The organism is Campylobacter lari subsp. concheus, from assembly GCF_008245025.1.
GTDB classification, from domain to species: Bacteria; Campylobacterota; Campylobacteria; order Campylobacterales; family Campylobacteraceae; genus Campylobacter_D; species Campylobacter_D concheus.
Window position 1 is genome coordinate 496,223 of record NZ_CP043426.1, and the last position, 16,823, is coordinate 513,045.

Here is a 16,823-nt window from a genome sequence, read left to right on the forward strand (position 1 = left end):
ATGAAAGAGTAGTTTGAACTTGGTTGTAGATAAATTAATATTTTTTTTAAAAAATAACAATGTATTTTTAAGCGGTGGTGCAGGTGTTGGTAAGTCTTTTTTAACTATGGAGCTTATAAAATCTTATAGAGTTCAAGGAAAAATTGTTATTGTATTGGGTTCTACTGCGCTTAGCGCTTTTAATATAGGTGGGGTTACTTTACATAGTTTTTTTGCTTTTAAAAGATGTCAAAATTATGATGAATTATATTATGAAGATAGAAAGCAAAAAGATAAACTAGAAAAATTAAAGAGAATTTTAAAACAATGCGATTTATTGGTTATTGATGAAATCTCTATGGTAAGTGCTTCGTTGATGGAAATGATTTATTATAGATTATCAAGAAGTGGTTTTAATGGTAAAATTTTATTAGTTGGAGATTTTTTTCAACTTCCACCCGTGGTTAACCATAAAGAAAATCAAATTCAAAGTACTTTATTTCAAAATACTTTATATGCTTTTTCTTCGCAAGCCTGGAATGATCTGAAATTTATTAATTTAAAACTTAGTATTGCAAAAAGAACTTTAGATAAACAATTTTATGAATATTTGTTTTTTCTTAGAATGGGCGAAGCAAATAAAGAAATATTGAATTTCTTTAAAAAAATGTTAATTAGTTCAAAAAATTTACTTGAGTATATGGATAAGTATACTTTATTGTGCGCTACCAATAAAAAGACTAATCATATTAATACTGAAAAATTAAATCTTTTACAAGGTAAAGAAAGTATATTTAAGGCAAAAGCTGAAAAACTAGATTGTACTTTAGATGATAAAACTTACGAGCAGTGGATTAATGGACTTAATTCTTTGAGTGAGTTAAAATTGAAAATAGGCGCTAAGATTATTTTTTGTGTGAATAATAAAGAAGAAAATTATTATAATGGGGAACAAGGTGTTGTTTTAGATTTTATAAAAGATAAAGGGCAAGAATATATTCTGATAGAAAAAAATAATGGTGAAAGATTGAAATTAAAACCATATGAATATATTTTAGAAGAGTATGAGTTAGATAAAGATGAAAAACTAGAAGTTAAGATAAAAGCTAAATTTATTCAATTTCCTATAAAACTAGCCTATGCTATAACAATCCATAAATCTCAAGGTATGAGTATAGATAAATTAGTATGTGATATTGATGGAATTTTTGAAAAAGGCCAATTATATGTATGTTTATCAAGAGCCATTAATCCAAGTAATTTAAAAATAATATATAATTATAAAATGCCTTTTGAGGATTATTTTTTAAAAATTTTAAAATTTGATAAAGAGGTAAAACGATTTTATCTGCAAGAAAAGTTTATAAATTTAGAAGAAGATAGGGAGTGATTATGAGATGGGTAGTAATTTTATTTTTTTCTTTTTGTAGTATTTATGCTAATTCTTTAAGTATAGAAGATTTTAGAACGGATTTGTATTCAAAAGCCGGAAATAATACTTTAAAAAAGATTGAAATGACTTTAGATTTTGAGGGAGAAAATTTAGAACAAAAGAAAATTATAGATGCATTAAATACTATTGTATCTAGTTATTTTTATGAAGATTTGTTCACAGAGGTGGGTAAAAACAACTTCAAAGAAACTTTGCTTAAATTTAGCAATAAAAAATACAAAACTCAAATAAAAAACATTTATATTTTAAAAATTAACTCAGTGGCTCAATTTGATATAGAAGAACTGAAGCGTTTTGTAAAAGATTTAGAAAAAAAAGAAGAAGATTTAAAAGAAACTGCTAAGCAAGAAGAAATTCAAAATATTATTCAAGTTGCTAAAACTTCAGATCAAAATAATACCCAGCCAAAAGACATAAATGCTACTCAAACAAACAGTATTAAAGATAGTAATATAAGTTTTAATCAAGATGTTAATACAAGCAAAGAAGCTATGGATATGATTTTAAAAACTATGGAAAACGCTCAAATGCAAATGTTGGCACCAAGCAAAGAACAAGATTTGTTTAAAGAGATACCATTTTGATTAATGGATTATATCAAAATGGCTTGGGATTTTTGGTATAAAAATATTATCGTTGATATTTTGATCAAATTTTTGGTTGTAAAAATAAATACTAACTAAATTTCCTAATTCATCTTTATAAGAAATACTGTTAAGGCTACCGTTTTCTAGTTTGATATTATATATGATATTTTCGTATTTTGCTTCATAGTTTTCGTGAGATATTAATTTTGCATTTTTAAAAATTACTTGAAGATTTGGTAAATTTTGCAATTGAGTGTAAATGGCTTGTTCTAATTCAGGTTCTATGATAACAACTTCTTTGTTGTTGATATAAATTTGCTTTTTATTTGGTTTAGTATAATTCCAAAAGGCTTTATTTTGAGTAATGATAAAATTTCCTTTATAATTTAGCGAAGAATTATTACTTTGCACTTTTTGTTCAAAATCACTGCTGAAATTTTTAAAATTTATATCGAAAGCAAAAATATTACAAGTAAATATCATTAAAAATATAAAATATTTCATAATTATCCTTTAAAAATTTTGTAAATTATATAAAATTTATGCAAATAAAATTTTATATAGTTCTAATTAAAATCAAGGTATAATCTAGCATATATTTTTTGTAATTAAAGGTAAAAAAATGTTTTCTAGTGTATTTAAAGCAATATTTGGCACAAAAAACGATCGAGAAGTAAAAAAATATTTAAAGAGAGTTGCACAAATTAATGCTTTAGAGTCAAAATACCAAAATTTAAGTGATGATGAATTAAAACAAAAATTTATAGATTTTAAAACACAAATTCAAAAAGAAGAAAAAACTTTAGATCAAATATTAAATGATGTTTTTGCAATAGTTAGAGAAGTAGGAAAAAGAACGCTTAATATGCGCCATTTTGATGTGCAATTAATCGGTGGTATGGTTTTACATGAGGGAAAAATCGCTGAAATGAAAACCGGGGAAGGTAAAACCTTGGTTGCAACTTTACCTGTTGTATTAAATGCTATGAGCGGTAAGGGTGTGCATGTAGTTACTGTAAATGATTATTTAGCCAAAAGAGATGCAGAGCAAATGAGTGCTATTTATAATTTTTTAGGTTTTAGTGTCGGAGTAATACTTTCAGAGCAAAATAGCGATGAGGCACATAAAAAAGCTTATGAGTGTGATATAACTTATGGTACAAATAATGAATTTGGCTTTGATTATTTGCGTGATAATATGAAATTTTCAAAGCTTGAAAAAGTACAAAGAGAGCATAATTTTGTTATAGTTGATGAAGTAGATAGTATTTTAATAGATGAAGCAAGAACTCCACTTATAATAAGCGGGCCTACAAATAGGACTTTAGATGGTTATATTAAAGCAAATGAAGTAGCAAAACAAATGCAAAAAGGTCAAGCAGCGGCCACTCCTCAAGAATTACCAAGTGGAGATTTTGTTGTTGATGAGAAAAATAGAACTATTATGATTACAGAGGCTGGAATTTCTAAAGCAGAAAAATTATTTGGAGTGGAAAATTTATATAGCTTAGATAATGCAATATTAGCCCATCAGCTTGATCAGGCCTTAAAAGCACATAATTTATTTGAAAAAGATGTGCATTATGTATTAAGAGATAAAGAAGTTATAATTGTTGATGAATTTACGGGAAGGTTAAGTGAAGGAAGACGCTTTAGTGATGGTTTGCATCAAGCATTAGAGGCTAAAGAAGGGGTTAAAATTCAAGAAGAGAGCCAAACTTTAGCAGATATTACTTTCCAAAATTATTTTAGAATGTATAAAAAATTAGCAGGTATGACAGGTACTGCACAAACTGAGGCAACAGAATTTTCTCAAATATATAATTTAGATGTGGTTTCCATACCTACAAATATACAGGTTGCAAGAATAGATAAAGATGATTTGATTTATAAAACACAGGAAGAAAAATTTAAAGCAGTTATTGAAGAAATAAAAAAAGCAAACGCAAAAGGTCAACCGGTTTTAGTAGGGACTGCAAGTATTGAAAGAAGTGAAGTATTTCATAACATGCTTGTAAAAGAACGCATTCCTCATCATGTGCTTAATGCTAAAAATCACGAGCAAGAAGCTTTGATTATTCAAGATGCGGGTAAAAAAGGTGCAGTAACTATAGCTACTAATATGGCAGGTCGTGGCGTTGATATAAAAATAGATGATGAAATAAGAGCTTTAGGAGGGCTTTATATCATAGGAACTGAACGCCATGAAAGCAGAAGAATAGATAATCAACTTCGTGGTCGTGCAGGGCGTCAAGGCGATCCTGGTGTAAGTAGGTTTTATTTAAGTTTAGAGGATAATCTTTTGAGAATTTTTGGTGGCGATCGCATTAAAAATATCATGGAAAGATTAGGTATAGAAGAGGGTGAACATATAGAAAGTCGCATTGTTACAAGAGCTGTAGAAAATGCTCAAAAAAAAGTTGAAAGTTTACATTTTGAAAGTAGAAAACATTTGCTTGAATATGATGATGTGGCTAATGAACAAAGAAAGACCATCTATAATTATAGAAATGAATTACTAGATGAAGAATTTGATTTGCAAGATAAAATTTTAAAAAATATTGCTGAATATAGCAATCATTTAGTAAGTCAAATTTATCTAAATGCGGAGCTTGAGGATGATGTTAAACATTTTGAAAGCTTAAAGCAAAAAGTAAGTTATGAGTGTAACCTTGAACTAAACGAAGTTGATTTTAAAGATTTGGGTGTAATTGAAATAGAAAATAAATTAAGTGAAATTTTAGAAAAAGCTTATAAAGATAAAATGAGTATTATTGAAGATAAGGAAGCTAGAAGAATTGAAAGAATTTTATATCTTCAAATTTTAGATAATCTATGGAGAGAGCATTTATACCAAATGGATATTTTAAAAACTGGTATAGGTTTAAGAAGTTATAATCAAAAAGATCCTTTAGTGGAATATAAAAAAGAAAGTTATAATCTTTTCATGGAACTTGTTGAGCGTATTAAATTTGACAGTTTAAAATTGTTATTTAATGTAGTTTTTACTCAAAAAGAAGCACAAAATTTTGAAGAAAAAAGCCATGAGCAAAATGAGCAGTTTTTATCAAATACTACAGAAAGTGGTGTTAATGAAAACGGTGAAGCACAAATTACTAAAGTACCTAGAAATTCACTTTGTCCTTGTGGTAGTGGAAAAAAATATAAAGAATGTCATGGTAAAAGTGGTCCTAAAAAAGGTATTTTAGCTTAAGGTTTGAGATGAATTTAGTTATAGTTGAAGATGATATAAATATGAGAAAATCACTCGAAATAGCTTTGGGTGAGTATGAAGAATTTGCTATAAAATCTTATAAATCAGCAACTGAAGCGCTAAAAAAACTTAATGATGATGTTGATTTAATTATTACAGATATTAATATGCCGGGTATGGATGGTATTGAATTTGTACAAGCTTGTGAGAATAAATATGATTTTATCATTATCACAGGCAATGCAACGCTAAATCGCGCTATAGAAGCGGTAAGGCTTGGAGTAAAAGATTTTCTAGTAAAACCATTTGATATCAATACTTTAGTAACTGCAATAAAACGCGCAAAAATAATTCAAGAAAAGATTTCTAAAAAAACAAATAAAAAGACTACTAAAAAAGAAGAAAATCAAGATTTTTATGGTACTTCTAAGGCTTTGGAAAATTGTTTAAATTTGGCTTTAAAAGCTGCCAAAACAGATGCTAGTGTACTTTTTTTTGGAGAAAGTGGGGTAGGTAAAGAAGTTTTTGCAAATTTTGTACATAAAAATTCAAAAAGAGCGCAAAAGCCTTTTGTAGCAATTAATATGGCGGCAATTCCATCAAATTTGATTGAAAGTGAGCTTTTTGGTTTTGAAAAAGGTGCGTTTACTGATGCTAATACTACTAAAATAGGATTGTTTGAGCTTGCTAATGAAGGTACTTTATTTTTAGATGAAATAGGTGAAATGCCTTATGAAATTCAAGCAAAATTATTAAGAGCTTTACAAGAAAAAGAAATTACAAGATTAGGGAGTACTAAAAGTATAAAGATTGATGTAAGAATTATCAGTGCAACAAATGCTCATATAGAAAAAAAGATTGCAGATAATGAATTTAGACAAGATTTATATTATAGACTTAATACTATTCCTATTAATATACCACCGCTAAGAGAGCGTCAAGAAGAAATTTTGCAAATCGCGCAAAAGGTATTACTTGATACGTGTAAAGAATATGATTTTAATGAGAAAACTTTAAGCCAAGAAGCGCAAGATGCTTTACTAGCTTATGATTTTCCAGGTAATATTAGAGAATTGATTTCTATTATACAAAGAGCTTGCATTTTAAGTGAAAATGATGAGATTAGTGCTCAAGATTTATTTTTGGAAAGTAGAAAGAGTAAAGATATTAAAAATCTTGAAAAAGAATTGATTTTAGAAGCTTTAAAAAATTCGCAAGATATTACAGAAGCAGCTAAACTTATAGGGATGAGTGAGAAAATTTTTAGCGAAAAAATGAAAAAATACAATATTACTTAAAAAGGACGGACAATGAAAAAAATAGCTATTGTAGGTGCAACAGGAGCAGTTGGTGAAGAACTTTTAAATGTCTTAGATGAGCTTGATTTTCCAGTTGAAAGTATTTTGCCATTAGCAAGTGCAAAAAGCGCAGGTAGTGAAATAGAATTTAGAGGTAAAGGCTATAAAGTAAAAGAATTAACTCCAAGTGTTTTTAAAGAAAATCCTGTGGATATTGTTTTTTTTAGCGCTGGAGGAAATATAAGTGCTGAGTATGCAAAATATGCAGTGGAATGTGGTGCTGTAGTGATTGATAATACGAGCCATTTTAGAATGGACGAGAATGTTCCTTTGGTGGTACCTGAATGCAATAGTGAAGATATTAAAGATTGGGAAAAAACAGGGATTATTGCTAATCCAAATTGCTCTACCATACAAATGGTACATGTTTTAAAACCACTTGATGATGTATTTAATTTAAAAAGAGTAGATGTAAGTACTTATCAAGCAGCAAGTGGCGCAGGTAAAGAAGGTATGGAAGAACTAGTTCAAGGAATGCAAAGTTTTTTTGCTTTTAAATTAGATGAATTTGAAGCAAAAACCTTTCCATATACTTTGGCTTTAAATTTGATTCCTCAAATTGATGTTTTTAGCGACAATGGCTACACTAAAGAAGAATTAAAAATGGTGAATGAAACGCAAAAAATATTGCATAAAAAACTTGAAATTTCAGCAACTTGCGTAAGAGTTCCTGTGCTTAGAAGTCATAGTGAAGCCATTACTATGCATTTTGAAAAAGATGTTGATGTTGCTAAAGTTAGAGAGATACTTTCTAAAGCACCAAGTGTTGTTGTGATTGATGATGTAGAAAATAAAAAATATCCTATGCCGCTTTTTACAAGTGATACTAACGAAACTTATGTAGGAAGAATTAGACGTGATATTAATCATAAAAACATTTTACACTTATGGTGTGTGGCTGATCAAATTCGTGTAGGAGCTGCTACAAATGCAGTGCGTATTGCACAAAAATGGCTAGAATTGGTTTAAAAAGGGGAAAAATGTTAGAAAGATTTTTTGAAAATTTATTAGTTAAGAGTCGTTTGGTTACTATTTTACCTGTAATTTTTGGTTTAATAGGAGCTTTTGTTTTATTTTTTATCGCAAGTTATGATGTGATTAAAGTTTTAAAATATGTATTTGAATATTTTACACTTGCAAAGTCAAATATTGATTTACATGAAGATATTGTAGGATTAATTATTGGAGCTGTAGATTTATATTTAATGGCTTTGGTTTTGTTTATTTTTTCTTTTGGAATTTATGAATTATTTATTAGCGAAATAGAAGAATTTAAACAAACCAAACAATCTAAAGTTTTAGAAGTGCATAGCTTAGATCAACTAAAAGATAAACTTGCTAAAGTTATTATTATGGTTTTGATTGTAAATTTCTTCCAAAGAATTTTACAAATGCAACTTAATACAGTTTTAGATATGACTTATTTGGCAGGTTCTATTTTGGCTCTTTGTGTAGGGCTTTATTTCTTGCATAAAAGCGATCATTAATAAGGAATAAAAATGATTTTTATTGATGCGTGTTTTAAAAAATCAACCCCTTATATTCCAGTTTGGATGATGCGTCAAGCAGGAAGGTATTTACCTGAGTACATGGAAGTTAGAGCAAGTGCCGGGGATTTTTTATCGCTTTGCAGGGACTATAAAAAAGCAAGTGAAGTTACTTTACAACCTGTGGATATTTTGGGTGTTGATGCGGCTATTATTTTTTCAGATATTTTAGTTGTACCTTTAGAAATGGGCATGGATTTAAAATTTGAAAAAGGCGAAGGGCCAGTATTTTCAAATCCCATTAAAACTAAGGAAGATTTGGAAAGATTAGATGTTGAAAAAAGTGTTAAAAATCTTTCTTATGTTTATGATGCACTAGCGCTTACTAGAGAAAAACTTGCGCATGATAAAGCTTTGATTGGTTTTTGTGGAAGTCCTTGGACTATTGCTACTTATATGATAGAGGGTGGTGGTAGTAAAAATTATGTAAAATGTAAAAAATTAGTTTATCAAAATCCTGAATTTTTACATCAAATTTTATCCAAACTTACTTTAGCTTTAAAGTATTATATTCAAGAACAAATTAAAGCAGGGGCTAATGCTATACAGATATTTGATAGTTGGGCAAGTGCTTTAGAAAAAGAGATGTTTTTTGAATTTTCTTTTAAATACATGCTTGAAATTGCTGATTTTATCAAAGAAAAATATCCACATATTCCCGTGATTTTATTTCCTAAAGGTGTTAGTGGATTTTTGGATGGTATAAATGGAAATTTTGATGTTTTTGGTGTAGATTGGAGTACGCCTTTAGAATTAGCAAAAGAAAAACTAGGCGCTAGATATACTTTACAGGGTAATATGGAGCCTTGTAGATTGTATGATAAAAAGGCGATCGAAGTAGGAGTGGATAAAATTTTAAATATCATGCAAGATAGTGCACATATTTTTAACCTTGGACATGGTATTTTGCCTGATATTCCTGTTGAAAATGCTAAATATTTTATCAAGCTAGTTCAAGAGAAATCTAAAAAGTGAATAAAATTACTTTTGGCCCCATAAGTTCAAGAAGATTTGGGCTTTCCTTAGGGATTGATTTAAGTCCAAATCAAAAGCAATGTAATTTCGATTGTGTATATTGTGAGTTGCAAGCTGCAAAACCTGTGGAAAAGTCTTTAGCATATCCAAAAATTCAAGATATCTTGGAACAAGTAGAGCAAGCTTTAGCTAGCGATGTGAAATTCGATTTTCTCACATTAACTGCAAATGGTGAACCTAGTCTGTATCCTTATTTAAAAGAATTAGTTTGTGAGTTAAATAAAATAAAACAAGATAAAAAACTTTTGATTTTAAGTAATGGCAGCGGTGTGTTAAATCCAAATGTATTTAATGCTTTATTGGATATTGATGTGGTTAAATTTAGTCTTGATAGTGCTAAAGAAAAAACATTTTATAGAATAGATAAAGCTCTAAAACAAATTAAACTTAAAACAATGATTGATAAAATGATTGCTTTTAGGGAAAAATTTCTAGGTGAGCTTGTTATGGAAGTTTTAGTTGTACAAGGCTTAAATGACAATAAAGAAGAAATGTTAGCTTTAAATGAAGTATTTGGTAAAATAAAGCCATTAAGAGTGGATTTTAGCACTATTGATAGACCTCCGGCTTATCCTGTTAAAGGTGTATCTATGGAAAAATTAGAAGAATTAAGTATGTATATTAATACCACCCCTGTTGTTCTTGCTAAGCATTATTATAAAGGTGAAAAAATTGATTTTAATACTCAAGAGCTTTTAAAAATGTTGCAACTTAGAGCTCAAAGTGAATTTGATGTTGAAAATAAATTCAGTCAATACAGTAAAGAATTATTAGAAAAATTAATTAAAGAGCAAAAAGTCGTTGTAAAAAATTTAGCAGGAGTGAATTTTTACAAAAAAATATAATTTTTTACGAAAAACTCTTGACAAGAGCATTTTTTTCTTATATAATATCATTTCTTATTTATTGATGTTCCGGATTAGCTCAGCGGTAGAGTAGTCGGCTGTTAACCGATTGGTCGTAGGTTCGAATCCTACATCCGGAGCCACTTCTTTTTAGATTATAATCTTGATTTTTATAAGTGTTAAGTAAATTATATGATTTTTATATAACTAGTATTTTCGTTATGAAAATACTAGTTTTTGATATCAAAAGTAAAGAATTTGCTTTCGAAATTATTGCCTACTTTTTCATACTGAAACATAGCAGGTTCTAGGTTTTGCACTTCATGGTATAAAAGTCCTAAAGCAAGCCTTGCTTCTAAGGTTTCTTCATTTTCTAATCTTGCAAGTTCAAGCAAAGCAATAGCTGAGTTTGGATTATTTGAACCTATTGCTGCAACTGCAGCTAAAAATAAAGTTTGAGCATCTTTAATTTTGTAATCATCTATTAAAATATTATAAAGTGTATATGCTTCTTGGTATTCTTTTGCAAATATATCTACATAAGCTAGAGCAAAGATTAATCCAATGGAATTTTTATTACTCATAGCTAGTCTTTTTTTAATATCATTTCTAACATGATTAAGCAAGCCTGTTATTTGCATAAGTGTTACATAGCTATCTTTAACTATCCCAGCCCCGCCAAATAAAGAATTATAATCAAGTTTGGTATTTAAAAAATACATTTGAGCTTGTTTGGCGTATTCTTTGATATTTAAGTTCATACTTTTGGAGTTAAAATATAAAATATTGCTAATAATATCCTCGCTTAATAAATCTTTTAATTCTTTTATTTTTTGGTTTCTTAGGGTTTCAAGATTATTGCCATTTGCAGCTATAATAGCAAATATTAACTCCAAAGGTGTGTTATTAGTATTTGAAAGATTATCTAGGTAAGGAATAGTAGCAGTAAAGTCATTTTTGGCCAAATATAGTAAATATTTGTATATATTATTGTTTTGATCAATGGTATTATCTGCTTGGAGATTTTCTAAAAGTTCATTAGCAAGTTTTGTATAATCTTTCTTTGCTAGATCCATACAATATATGCCAAAAATTCCTGCAATATAATTTTTAGGATTTAAATGATATGCGGTTGAAAAGTGCTTATAAGCATTGTTATAATCTTGTAATTGTGCATAAGTTAGGGCAAGATTATAATGAATTACATCATGAGCATGATAAATTTCACTTAAATTTTTAAATTCTTGATTAGCCTCTCTTAGATGAAAATTAAAAGCCAAGTTAATAGCATGAGATAATTCTATATTAACCCCTGATAAAGCCTTACTTTTAACAAGTAATTCATTTTCATACTCATATCCTTGTATAAAATTTCCCAAATCAGCCTTTGTAATAAGCTCCATGCTTTGTTTAACGTCAAAAACACGATATGGTGAAAAGTAAAACAGTAAATCATATATTTGTTGTTTTCCGGTAATTAATCTCTTAGCAAAATTTTGTTGGGCGATATCAATATTTGAAAAATTTCTTTTTAATCTCGTTTTGATATTATAGTATTTTGAACCTATATCTTTATCTTTAATGTAAAGAGCTTTTAAAATTTGTGCACCACTTTCAAATTGACCAGTTTTTAATTCAACTAAGGCTAAAGCAACCTTGCTTCTAGCTTCATGCTCTCCTATCTTTGAGGCTTTTTCAAGATATTCTTTAGCTTTTTGATAGTCTCCTGATTTTGCATATAATAAGCCTAAGGGTAAGCTTGCTTCATAATCTTCTTGTTTTTGTAGAAAATCAATGGCATTTTTTTCTGATTTTAATAAAGCATAAACTTTTGCTCCAAGATAGTAAGATTCACCTTGATAACCATTGATGTTGTTTGAGCGCATAAACATTTGTAAGGCTTCAGGGTAAAATCCTTGATAATAATTAATTAAACCTAGATAATAATCATACAAAGATGATTTGGAATCTTGTGGCAAATGCACTCTTGCTAAGTCAAGATAATAATTAAATTTTTCTTTATTACCAAGATTAAAATAGCACACAGCAGTGTTTATAGCAGCAGCTACCTTGTGCTCTTCTAATTCTAAAGATTGCTTGAAATTTTCAATTGCACTAGTATAATCTTTTTGTTTCATTTGGGCTACGCCAAGATTATAACTAGATAAGGATTGGTTAAAAATGTTAATGTTATTGTAAAGTTCTAAAGCGCTTTCTACATCACCTTTTTCATATAATAAATTTGCTTTTTGTACTACAAGATCTAATGCTGATTGTTTTACTTTAGTGATGCTTGAGCTAGTATTATCATCTAAAATTTGAGTATTTAAAATAGCTTGTTTATCTTCTTTGAAAACTATGAGTAAAATTAAAACTACAAGCAATATTAGAGCAAGACCTCCAAGCGCAAAAATTAAAATAATAAATTTTTTATCAAAAAGCTTTTTTTTCTCTTCAGGTTGCGGTGTTTGAGGTTCTTCTTCCACTCTTTGAAAGGTGCTTTCTTCTTCCTCTAATTCAGGAGGTATCATGCCAGGAGGGATAGCTTGTTCTTCTACTCCTGGATTTTCATCTAACTCAGAGAAAGCTTTTTCTTGATTGTCTTGTTCTTTAAGTGTTACTTCTTCAGCCATGTTTTCTCTTAAAAGTATTTTCTTAATACATCAGGAATTCTTATATTTCCATTTTTTTCTTGATAGTTTTCCATGATAGCTACCAAGGTTCTTCCAACAGCTAGCGAAGAGCCATTAAGCGTATGCACTAATTCGTTTTTGCCTTTATCGTTTTTAAAGCGAATTTTTGCACGTCTTGCTTGAAAATCTTTACAATTAGATACAGAGCTAATTTCACGGTATTTATTTTGTGATGGAAGCCAAACTTCTAAATCCACTGTTTTTGCAGCTGAAAAACCTAAATCTCCAGTACAAAGCATCAAATGTCTGTGTGCTAGACCTAAAGAACTTAGTAAATCACTAGCACAATTTAGCATTTCTTCAAACATTAACTCGCTTTGATCAGGCTTGCATATACTAACAAGCTCTACTTTTTCAAATTGATGTTGTCTTATAATACCTCTTGTGTCTCTACCCGCACTTCCTGCTTCTTGTCTAAAACAAGCGCTATAGCAAGTCATTTTTAAAGGCAATTCTTCTTGAGCTAAAATTTCATTAGAATAAAGATTGGTTACAGGAATTTCAGAAGTTGAGATGAGGTATAAATCATCATTTTCTACCTTATACATATCATCTTTAAATTTGGGAAGCTGTCCGGTACCATACATGGTTGCACTATTTACTAAAAATGGTACATTAACCAACTCAAAACCTCTACTTCTATTAAAATCTATCATATAATTTACTAAGGCTCTGTTTAACAAAGCTCCTTCATTTTTTAGCACACAAAAGCGACTTTGCGAGATTTTAACTCCTCTTGTAAAATCAAGCCAATTTAATTTTTCTCCTAAATCATGATGTTCTTTAATTTCAAAATCAAAACTAGGTGGAGTTAGAACTTTTTTTAATTCTACATTCTCATTCTCATCTTCTCCAAAAGGCACACAATCATCAGGGGTATTTGGTATTGCTAGAGCAATTTGCTCCAGTTTTTCTTCTAATTCATTAACGATTTTTGATTGAGTATTAATCTTTTCTTTATTTTGACTTAGTTGTGCTTTTAAGCTTTCTTTATCTTGTGCTGTTGCAAGTTCTTTGCTAAATTTGTTTTGAAAAGCTTGAAATTCTTCTAAAAGTGCTTTTTCTTTTTTTAAATTTATAAATAAATCACTCAGTTCTTTGAGCAAATTTTCATCCACTTTTTTAGCTTTTAATTTTTGTGCAATTTCATCGAAATTATTTTGTAAAAGTTTTAAATCTAACATTTTAACTCCTTTTATAGTCCTATTTTAGCATAAATTTTTTCCATTGTTTCTCGAGCTTGTTTTTTTGCTTTACTTGCTCCAAATTCTAAAATTTCCTCAATTTTAGAAGGATTGGCTAATAATTTTTCATATTCGCCCTTGGCCGAGGCAAAATACTCACTAATGATTTCATTTAAATACATTTTAAAATGTCCATAACCTTCGCCACCTTTTTCATAACGGCTTTTTAAAGTTTCTTGCTCTGTTTTGTCTAAAAACAATTTTGCGATTTTAAATATATTGCAATTTTGCCAATCTTTTGGATCTTCTAAAGCTGTACTATCTGTAACAATGGAAGAAATTTGTTTTTTAATAGCTTTTGGTGTATTAAAAATATCGATTGTATTTTGATAAGATTTGCTCATTTTGGCTCCATCAGTGCCAGGTACTACCGCAACTTCATTATTAACTTTAGCTTGAGGTAGAGTGAAAATTTCACCCCATTCGTTATTTACCTTTAAGGCTATATCTCTTGCTATTTCAACGTGTTGAATTTGATCTTTACCTACAGGAACTACTTGAGCATTAAAAAGCAAAATATCTGCAGCCATTAAAATAGGGTAAGAAAAAAGTCCATGGTTGGCATTTAAACCTTTGGTAATTTTATCTTTATAGCTATGTGCTCTTTCTAAAAGTCCCATTGGAGTAAATTGAGAAAGAATCCAATAAAGCTCCATTACTTCTTTTACATCACTTTGCAACCAAAACACACTTTTTTGCGGATCAATCCCTAAACTCAAAAAAGCTGCTGCAGCTTTGAGTGAATTTTGTCTGAGCTTTTCACCATCAAAACTTGAAGTCATAGCATGGTAATTTGCTATAAACATATACATTTGATTTTCTTCTTGCATATTTAGCATTTGTTTGATTGAGCCAAAATAATTGCCTATATGTAAGTTTCCACTTGGTTGCAATCCTGTAATAACTCTCATTTTACCTCTTTTTTAATCTCTTTGATAAGTTCTTTAATATTTTTGTTTTCAATATTAATTATAATATCTGCTTTTTTTTCATATTTTTTTGCCCTTTGATTAAAAAGAATTTTGGCATTATTTATATTTGCAAGTAAAGGCCTAGTGGCTAATTCTTCCGTGCTTAATCTTTGCAAAAGATAATCAAAGCTTGCTTTTAAATATATAATTATCCCAATATCTTTTAATTTTTTTTGTTCTATAAAACCACCACCACTTGCAATAGAGCAATCTTGCACACAAGTTAAAAAAGAAACAAGTTTTTTTTCTTCTTTACGGAATTTTTTTTCTCCATATGTTTTAAAAATTTCATCAATTTCAAGATTAAATTTTTCTTTGATTAAACTATCTGTATCTAAAAATATTTTATCGTATTTTTTAGCATAAGCTCTTGCTATGGTTGTTTTACCGCAGCCCATAAAGCCTACAAAAAGGAGATTATCCTTCTTGCTCATCTTTGCTACCTTTTTTTCTTGAAGCTAAAATCAAAGGAACACCTTCAAAATTAAATTGTTTTCTGATTTGATTTTGTAAATAGCGTTTATAACTAAAATGCAAGGCTTTTGGTCTATTCATGATTAGAGCTATTTTTGGAGGTGCTAAGTCATACTGCACAGCATAGTATATCTTAACTAGTTTTCCATAATCATGAGGTAATGGGTGTGCTCTTGTGGCCTCTTCTACTAAAGCATTTAATTTTGCTGTTGGAATTTTTTGCGTGAAATTTGCAAAAACTTCTAAAATTTTATCTAAAAGCACATGTACTCTTTTTCCACTTAAAGCCGATACACTTACAACAGGTGCATAAGCTAGAAATTTAAAACGATCTAGTTTTAATTCTTTTAAAGTTTTATCAAAATCAAGCTCGCTTTTATCCCATTTATTAAGCACGATAATCACACCTAAGCAATGTTTAGCAGCAAGTCCTGCGATACGCTCATCTAATTCGTTAAACCCCTCAGCTGCATCTAGAACTAAAAGTGCAATTTGAGCATTAGCTAGGGCGTATTCAGTTCTATTTAGCGCATAACGCTCCAAACCTTGTATTTTCCCGCGTTTTCTAATTCCTGCTGTATCTACAAACTCAATGATTCTATCTTTATGAATAATGCTTTCATTAACAGGATCAATTGTAGTGCCTGCTATATCACTTACCACGCTACGTTCTTCTTTAACTAAAGCATTTAAAAGACTGGATTTTCCTACATTTACCCTGCCGATAATTCCTACTTTAATATGGTTTTCATTGATGGTTTTTAGCTTAAAATCTCCGCTATTTTCATCAAAATTTTCTAAATAACTTTCAAAGTCTTCTTCTTCATCTGCATTTAAAAAGCTTTCATTTAAAAACTTACCAGCCCACATGCAAAGCTCATCAATACCTATATTATGTGTAACAGAGATATTAAAAACTTCTTTCACGCCAAAATTAGAAAATTCCCAAGATCTTTCTTCATCTTTTTTATTATCTATTTTATTAATCACTAAGGCTATAGGCTTGTTGAGTTTTTTCATTTCATAAAAAAAAGCTTTATCTTCATCATCAGGTAAAAATTTTCCATCTACCATATAAAAGATAATATCACTATTTTTAGCAGTTTTTAATGAATTTGCTTTAACATTTTTAAAAAGCTCATTGCTCTCATCAAGTCCACCACTATCTATCAATAAGGCTCTTTTACCATCAATTTCCACTTCTATTTTATTAGTATCTCTTGTAGTTCCACTGATATCACTGGTGATAGCTATGCGTTTTCTTGCAAGTCTATTAAAAAGACTTGATTTGCCGACATTTGGTTTTCCTATTAAAATAATACTTTGCATTAATACTCATTTTTAAATTTTTATTTGTGATTATATAAAAATTGCCTTAAAATTAAGCAAAAAAGACTAAAATAACGGGAATTTTTATATGGAA

Annotated in this window: 14 protein-coding genes and 1 tRNA gene; 9 read left to right on the forward strand and 6 right to left on the reverse strand. The window is 29.2% G+C overall.

Going from position 1 to position 16,823, the window contains the following annotated elements; translation table 11 throughout:
* Positions 1–13: 13 nt before the first annotated feature.
* Positions 14–1,369: an ATP-dependent DNA helicase gene (locus CLCT_RS02660; protein WP_282958258.1), complete on the forward strand. Its 1,356-nt coding sequence runs from the start codon at positions 14–16 to the stop codon at positions 1,367–1,369.
* 2 nt (positions 1,370–1,371) lie between these two features.
* Positions 1,372–2,016 carry a flagellar basal body-associated FliL family protein gene (locus CLCT_RS02665; RefSeq protein ID WP_149062166.1) on the forward strand — a complete coding sequence of 215 codons (645 nt, stop codon included), beginning with the start codon at positions 1,372–1,374 and terminating at the stop codon, positions 2,014–2,016.
* On the opposite strand, the gene lolA is transcribed toward CLCT_RS02665, so the two are convergent.
* A complete protein-coding gene (gene lolA, locus CLCT_RS02670) occupies positions 2,017–2,523 on the reverse strand; it encodes a LolA-like outer membrane lipoprotein chaperone (protein ID WP_149062167.1) in 507 nt (168 codons plus the stop codon). It lies immediately after the preceding gene.
* Between the two features lie 118 nt (positions 2,524–2,641).
* On the opposite strand from lolA, the gene secA reads away from it, so the two are divergent.
* The 7 genes from secA (at position 2,642) to CLCT_RS02705 (ending at position 10,161) form a co-directional block, all read left to right on the forward strand.
* Positions 2,642–5,233 carry a preprotein translocase subunit SecA gene (gene secA / locus CLCT_RS02675; protein WP_149062168.1) on the forward strand — a complete coding sequence of 864 codons (2,592 nt, stop codon included), beginning with the start codon at positions 2,642–2,644 and terminating at the stop codon, positions 5,231–5,233.
* An 8-nt stretch (positions 5,234–5,241) separates the two neighbouring features.
* The gene (locus CLCT_RS02680; protein ID WP_039668178.1) at positions 5,242–6,531 is read left to right on the forward strand and encodes a sigma-54-dependent transcriptional regulator; all 1,290 of its coding nucleotides are present in this window, start codon (positions 5,242–5,244) and stop codon (positions 6,529–6,531) included.
* 12 nt (positions 6,532–6,543) lie between these two features.
* A complete protein-coding gene (locus CLCT_RS02685) occupies positions 6,544–7,560 on the forward strand; it encodes an aspartate-semialdehyde dehydrogenase (protein ID WP_149062169.1) in 1,017 nt (338 codons plus the stop codon).
* Between the two features lie 11 nt (positions 7,561–7,571).
* Entirely contained in the window at positions 7,572–8,078 is a 507-nt protein-coding gene (locus CLCT_RS02690) for a YqhA family protein (RefSeq protein WP_149062170.1), read from the forward strand.
* Positions 8,079–8,090: 12 nt separating this feature from the next.
* Positions 8,091–9,113: a uroporphyrinogen decarboxylase gene (gene hemE / locus CLCT_RS02695; RefSeq protein WP_149062171.1), complete on the forward strand. Its 1,023-nt coding sequence runs from the start codon at positions 8,091–8,093 to the stop codon at positions 9,111–9,113.
* Positions 9,110–10,018 carry a radical SAM protein gene (locus tag CLCT_RS02700; protein WP_149062172.1) on the forward strand — a complete coding sequence of 303 codons (909 nt, stop codon included), beginning with the start codon at positions 9,110–9,112 and terminating at the stop codon, positions 10,016–10,018. Before hemE ends, CLCT_RS02700 begins: the two co-directional genes overlap by 4 nt.
* Before the next feature lie 68 nt (positions 10,019–10,086).
* Positions 10,087–10,161 (forward strand) — tRNA-Asn (locus CLCT_RS02705).
* Positions 10,162–10,248: 87 nt separating this feature from the next.
* On the opposite strand, the gene CLCT_RS02710 is transcribed toward CLCT_RS02705, so the two are convergent.
* From CLCT_RS02710 to der, 5 genes are read right to left on the reverse strand one after another with little or no spacing between them, the layout of a single operon-like run.
* Positions 10,249–12,651: a tetratricopeptide repeat protein gene (locus CLCT_RS02710; RefSeq protein ID WP_149062173.1), complete on the reverse strand. Its 2,403-nt coding sequence runs from the start codon at positions 12,649–12,651 to the stop codon at positions 10,249–10,251.
* 8 nt (positions 12,652–12,659) lie between these two features.
* On the reverse strand, positions 12,660–13,895 hold the full coding sequence (serS, locus tag CLCT_RS02715; protein ID WP_039668182.1) for a serine--tRNA ligase: 1,236 nt from the start codon (positions 13,893–13,895) through the stop codon (positions 12,660–12,662).
* 11 nt (positions 13,896–13,906) lie between these two features.
* Positions 13,907–14,866, reverse strand: a complete 960-nt coding sequence (gene trpS / locus CLCT_RS02720) for a tryptophan--tRNA ligase (protein ID WP_149062174.1) — start codon at positions 14,864–14,866, stop codon at positions 13,907–13,909.
* Positions 14,863–15,360: a shikimate kinase gene (locus tag CLCT_RS02725; RefSeq protein WP_149062175.1), complete on the reverse strand. Its 498-nt coding sequence runs from the start codon at positions 15,358–15,360 to the stop codon at positions 14,863–14,865. The genes trpS and CLCT_RS02725 overlap by 4 nt, the downstream gene beginning before the upstream one ends.
* A complete protein-coding gene (gene der / locus CLCT_RS02730) occupies positions 15,344–16,729 on the reverse strand; it encodes a ribosome biogenesis GTPase Der (protein WP_149062176.1) in 1,386 nt (461 codons plus the stop codon). The genes CLCT_RS02725 and der overlap by 17 nt, the downstream gene beginning before the upstream one ends.
* Positions 16,730–16,823 lie beyond the last annotated feature (94 nt).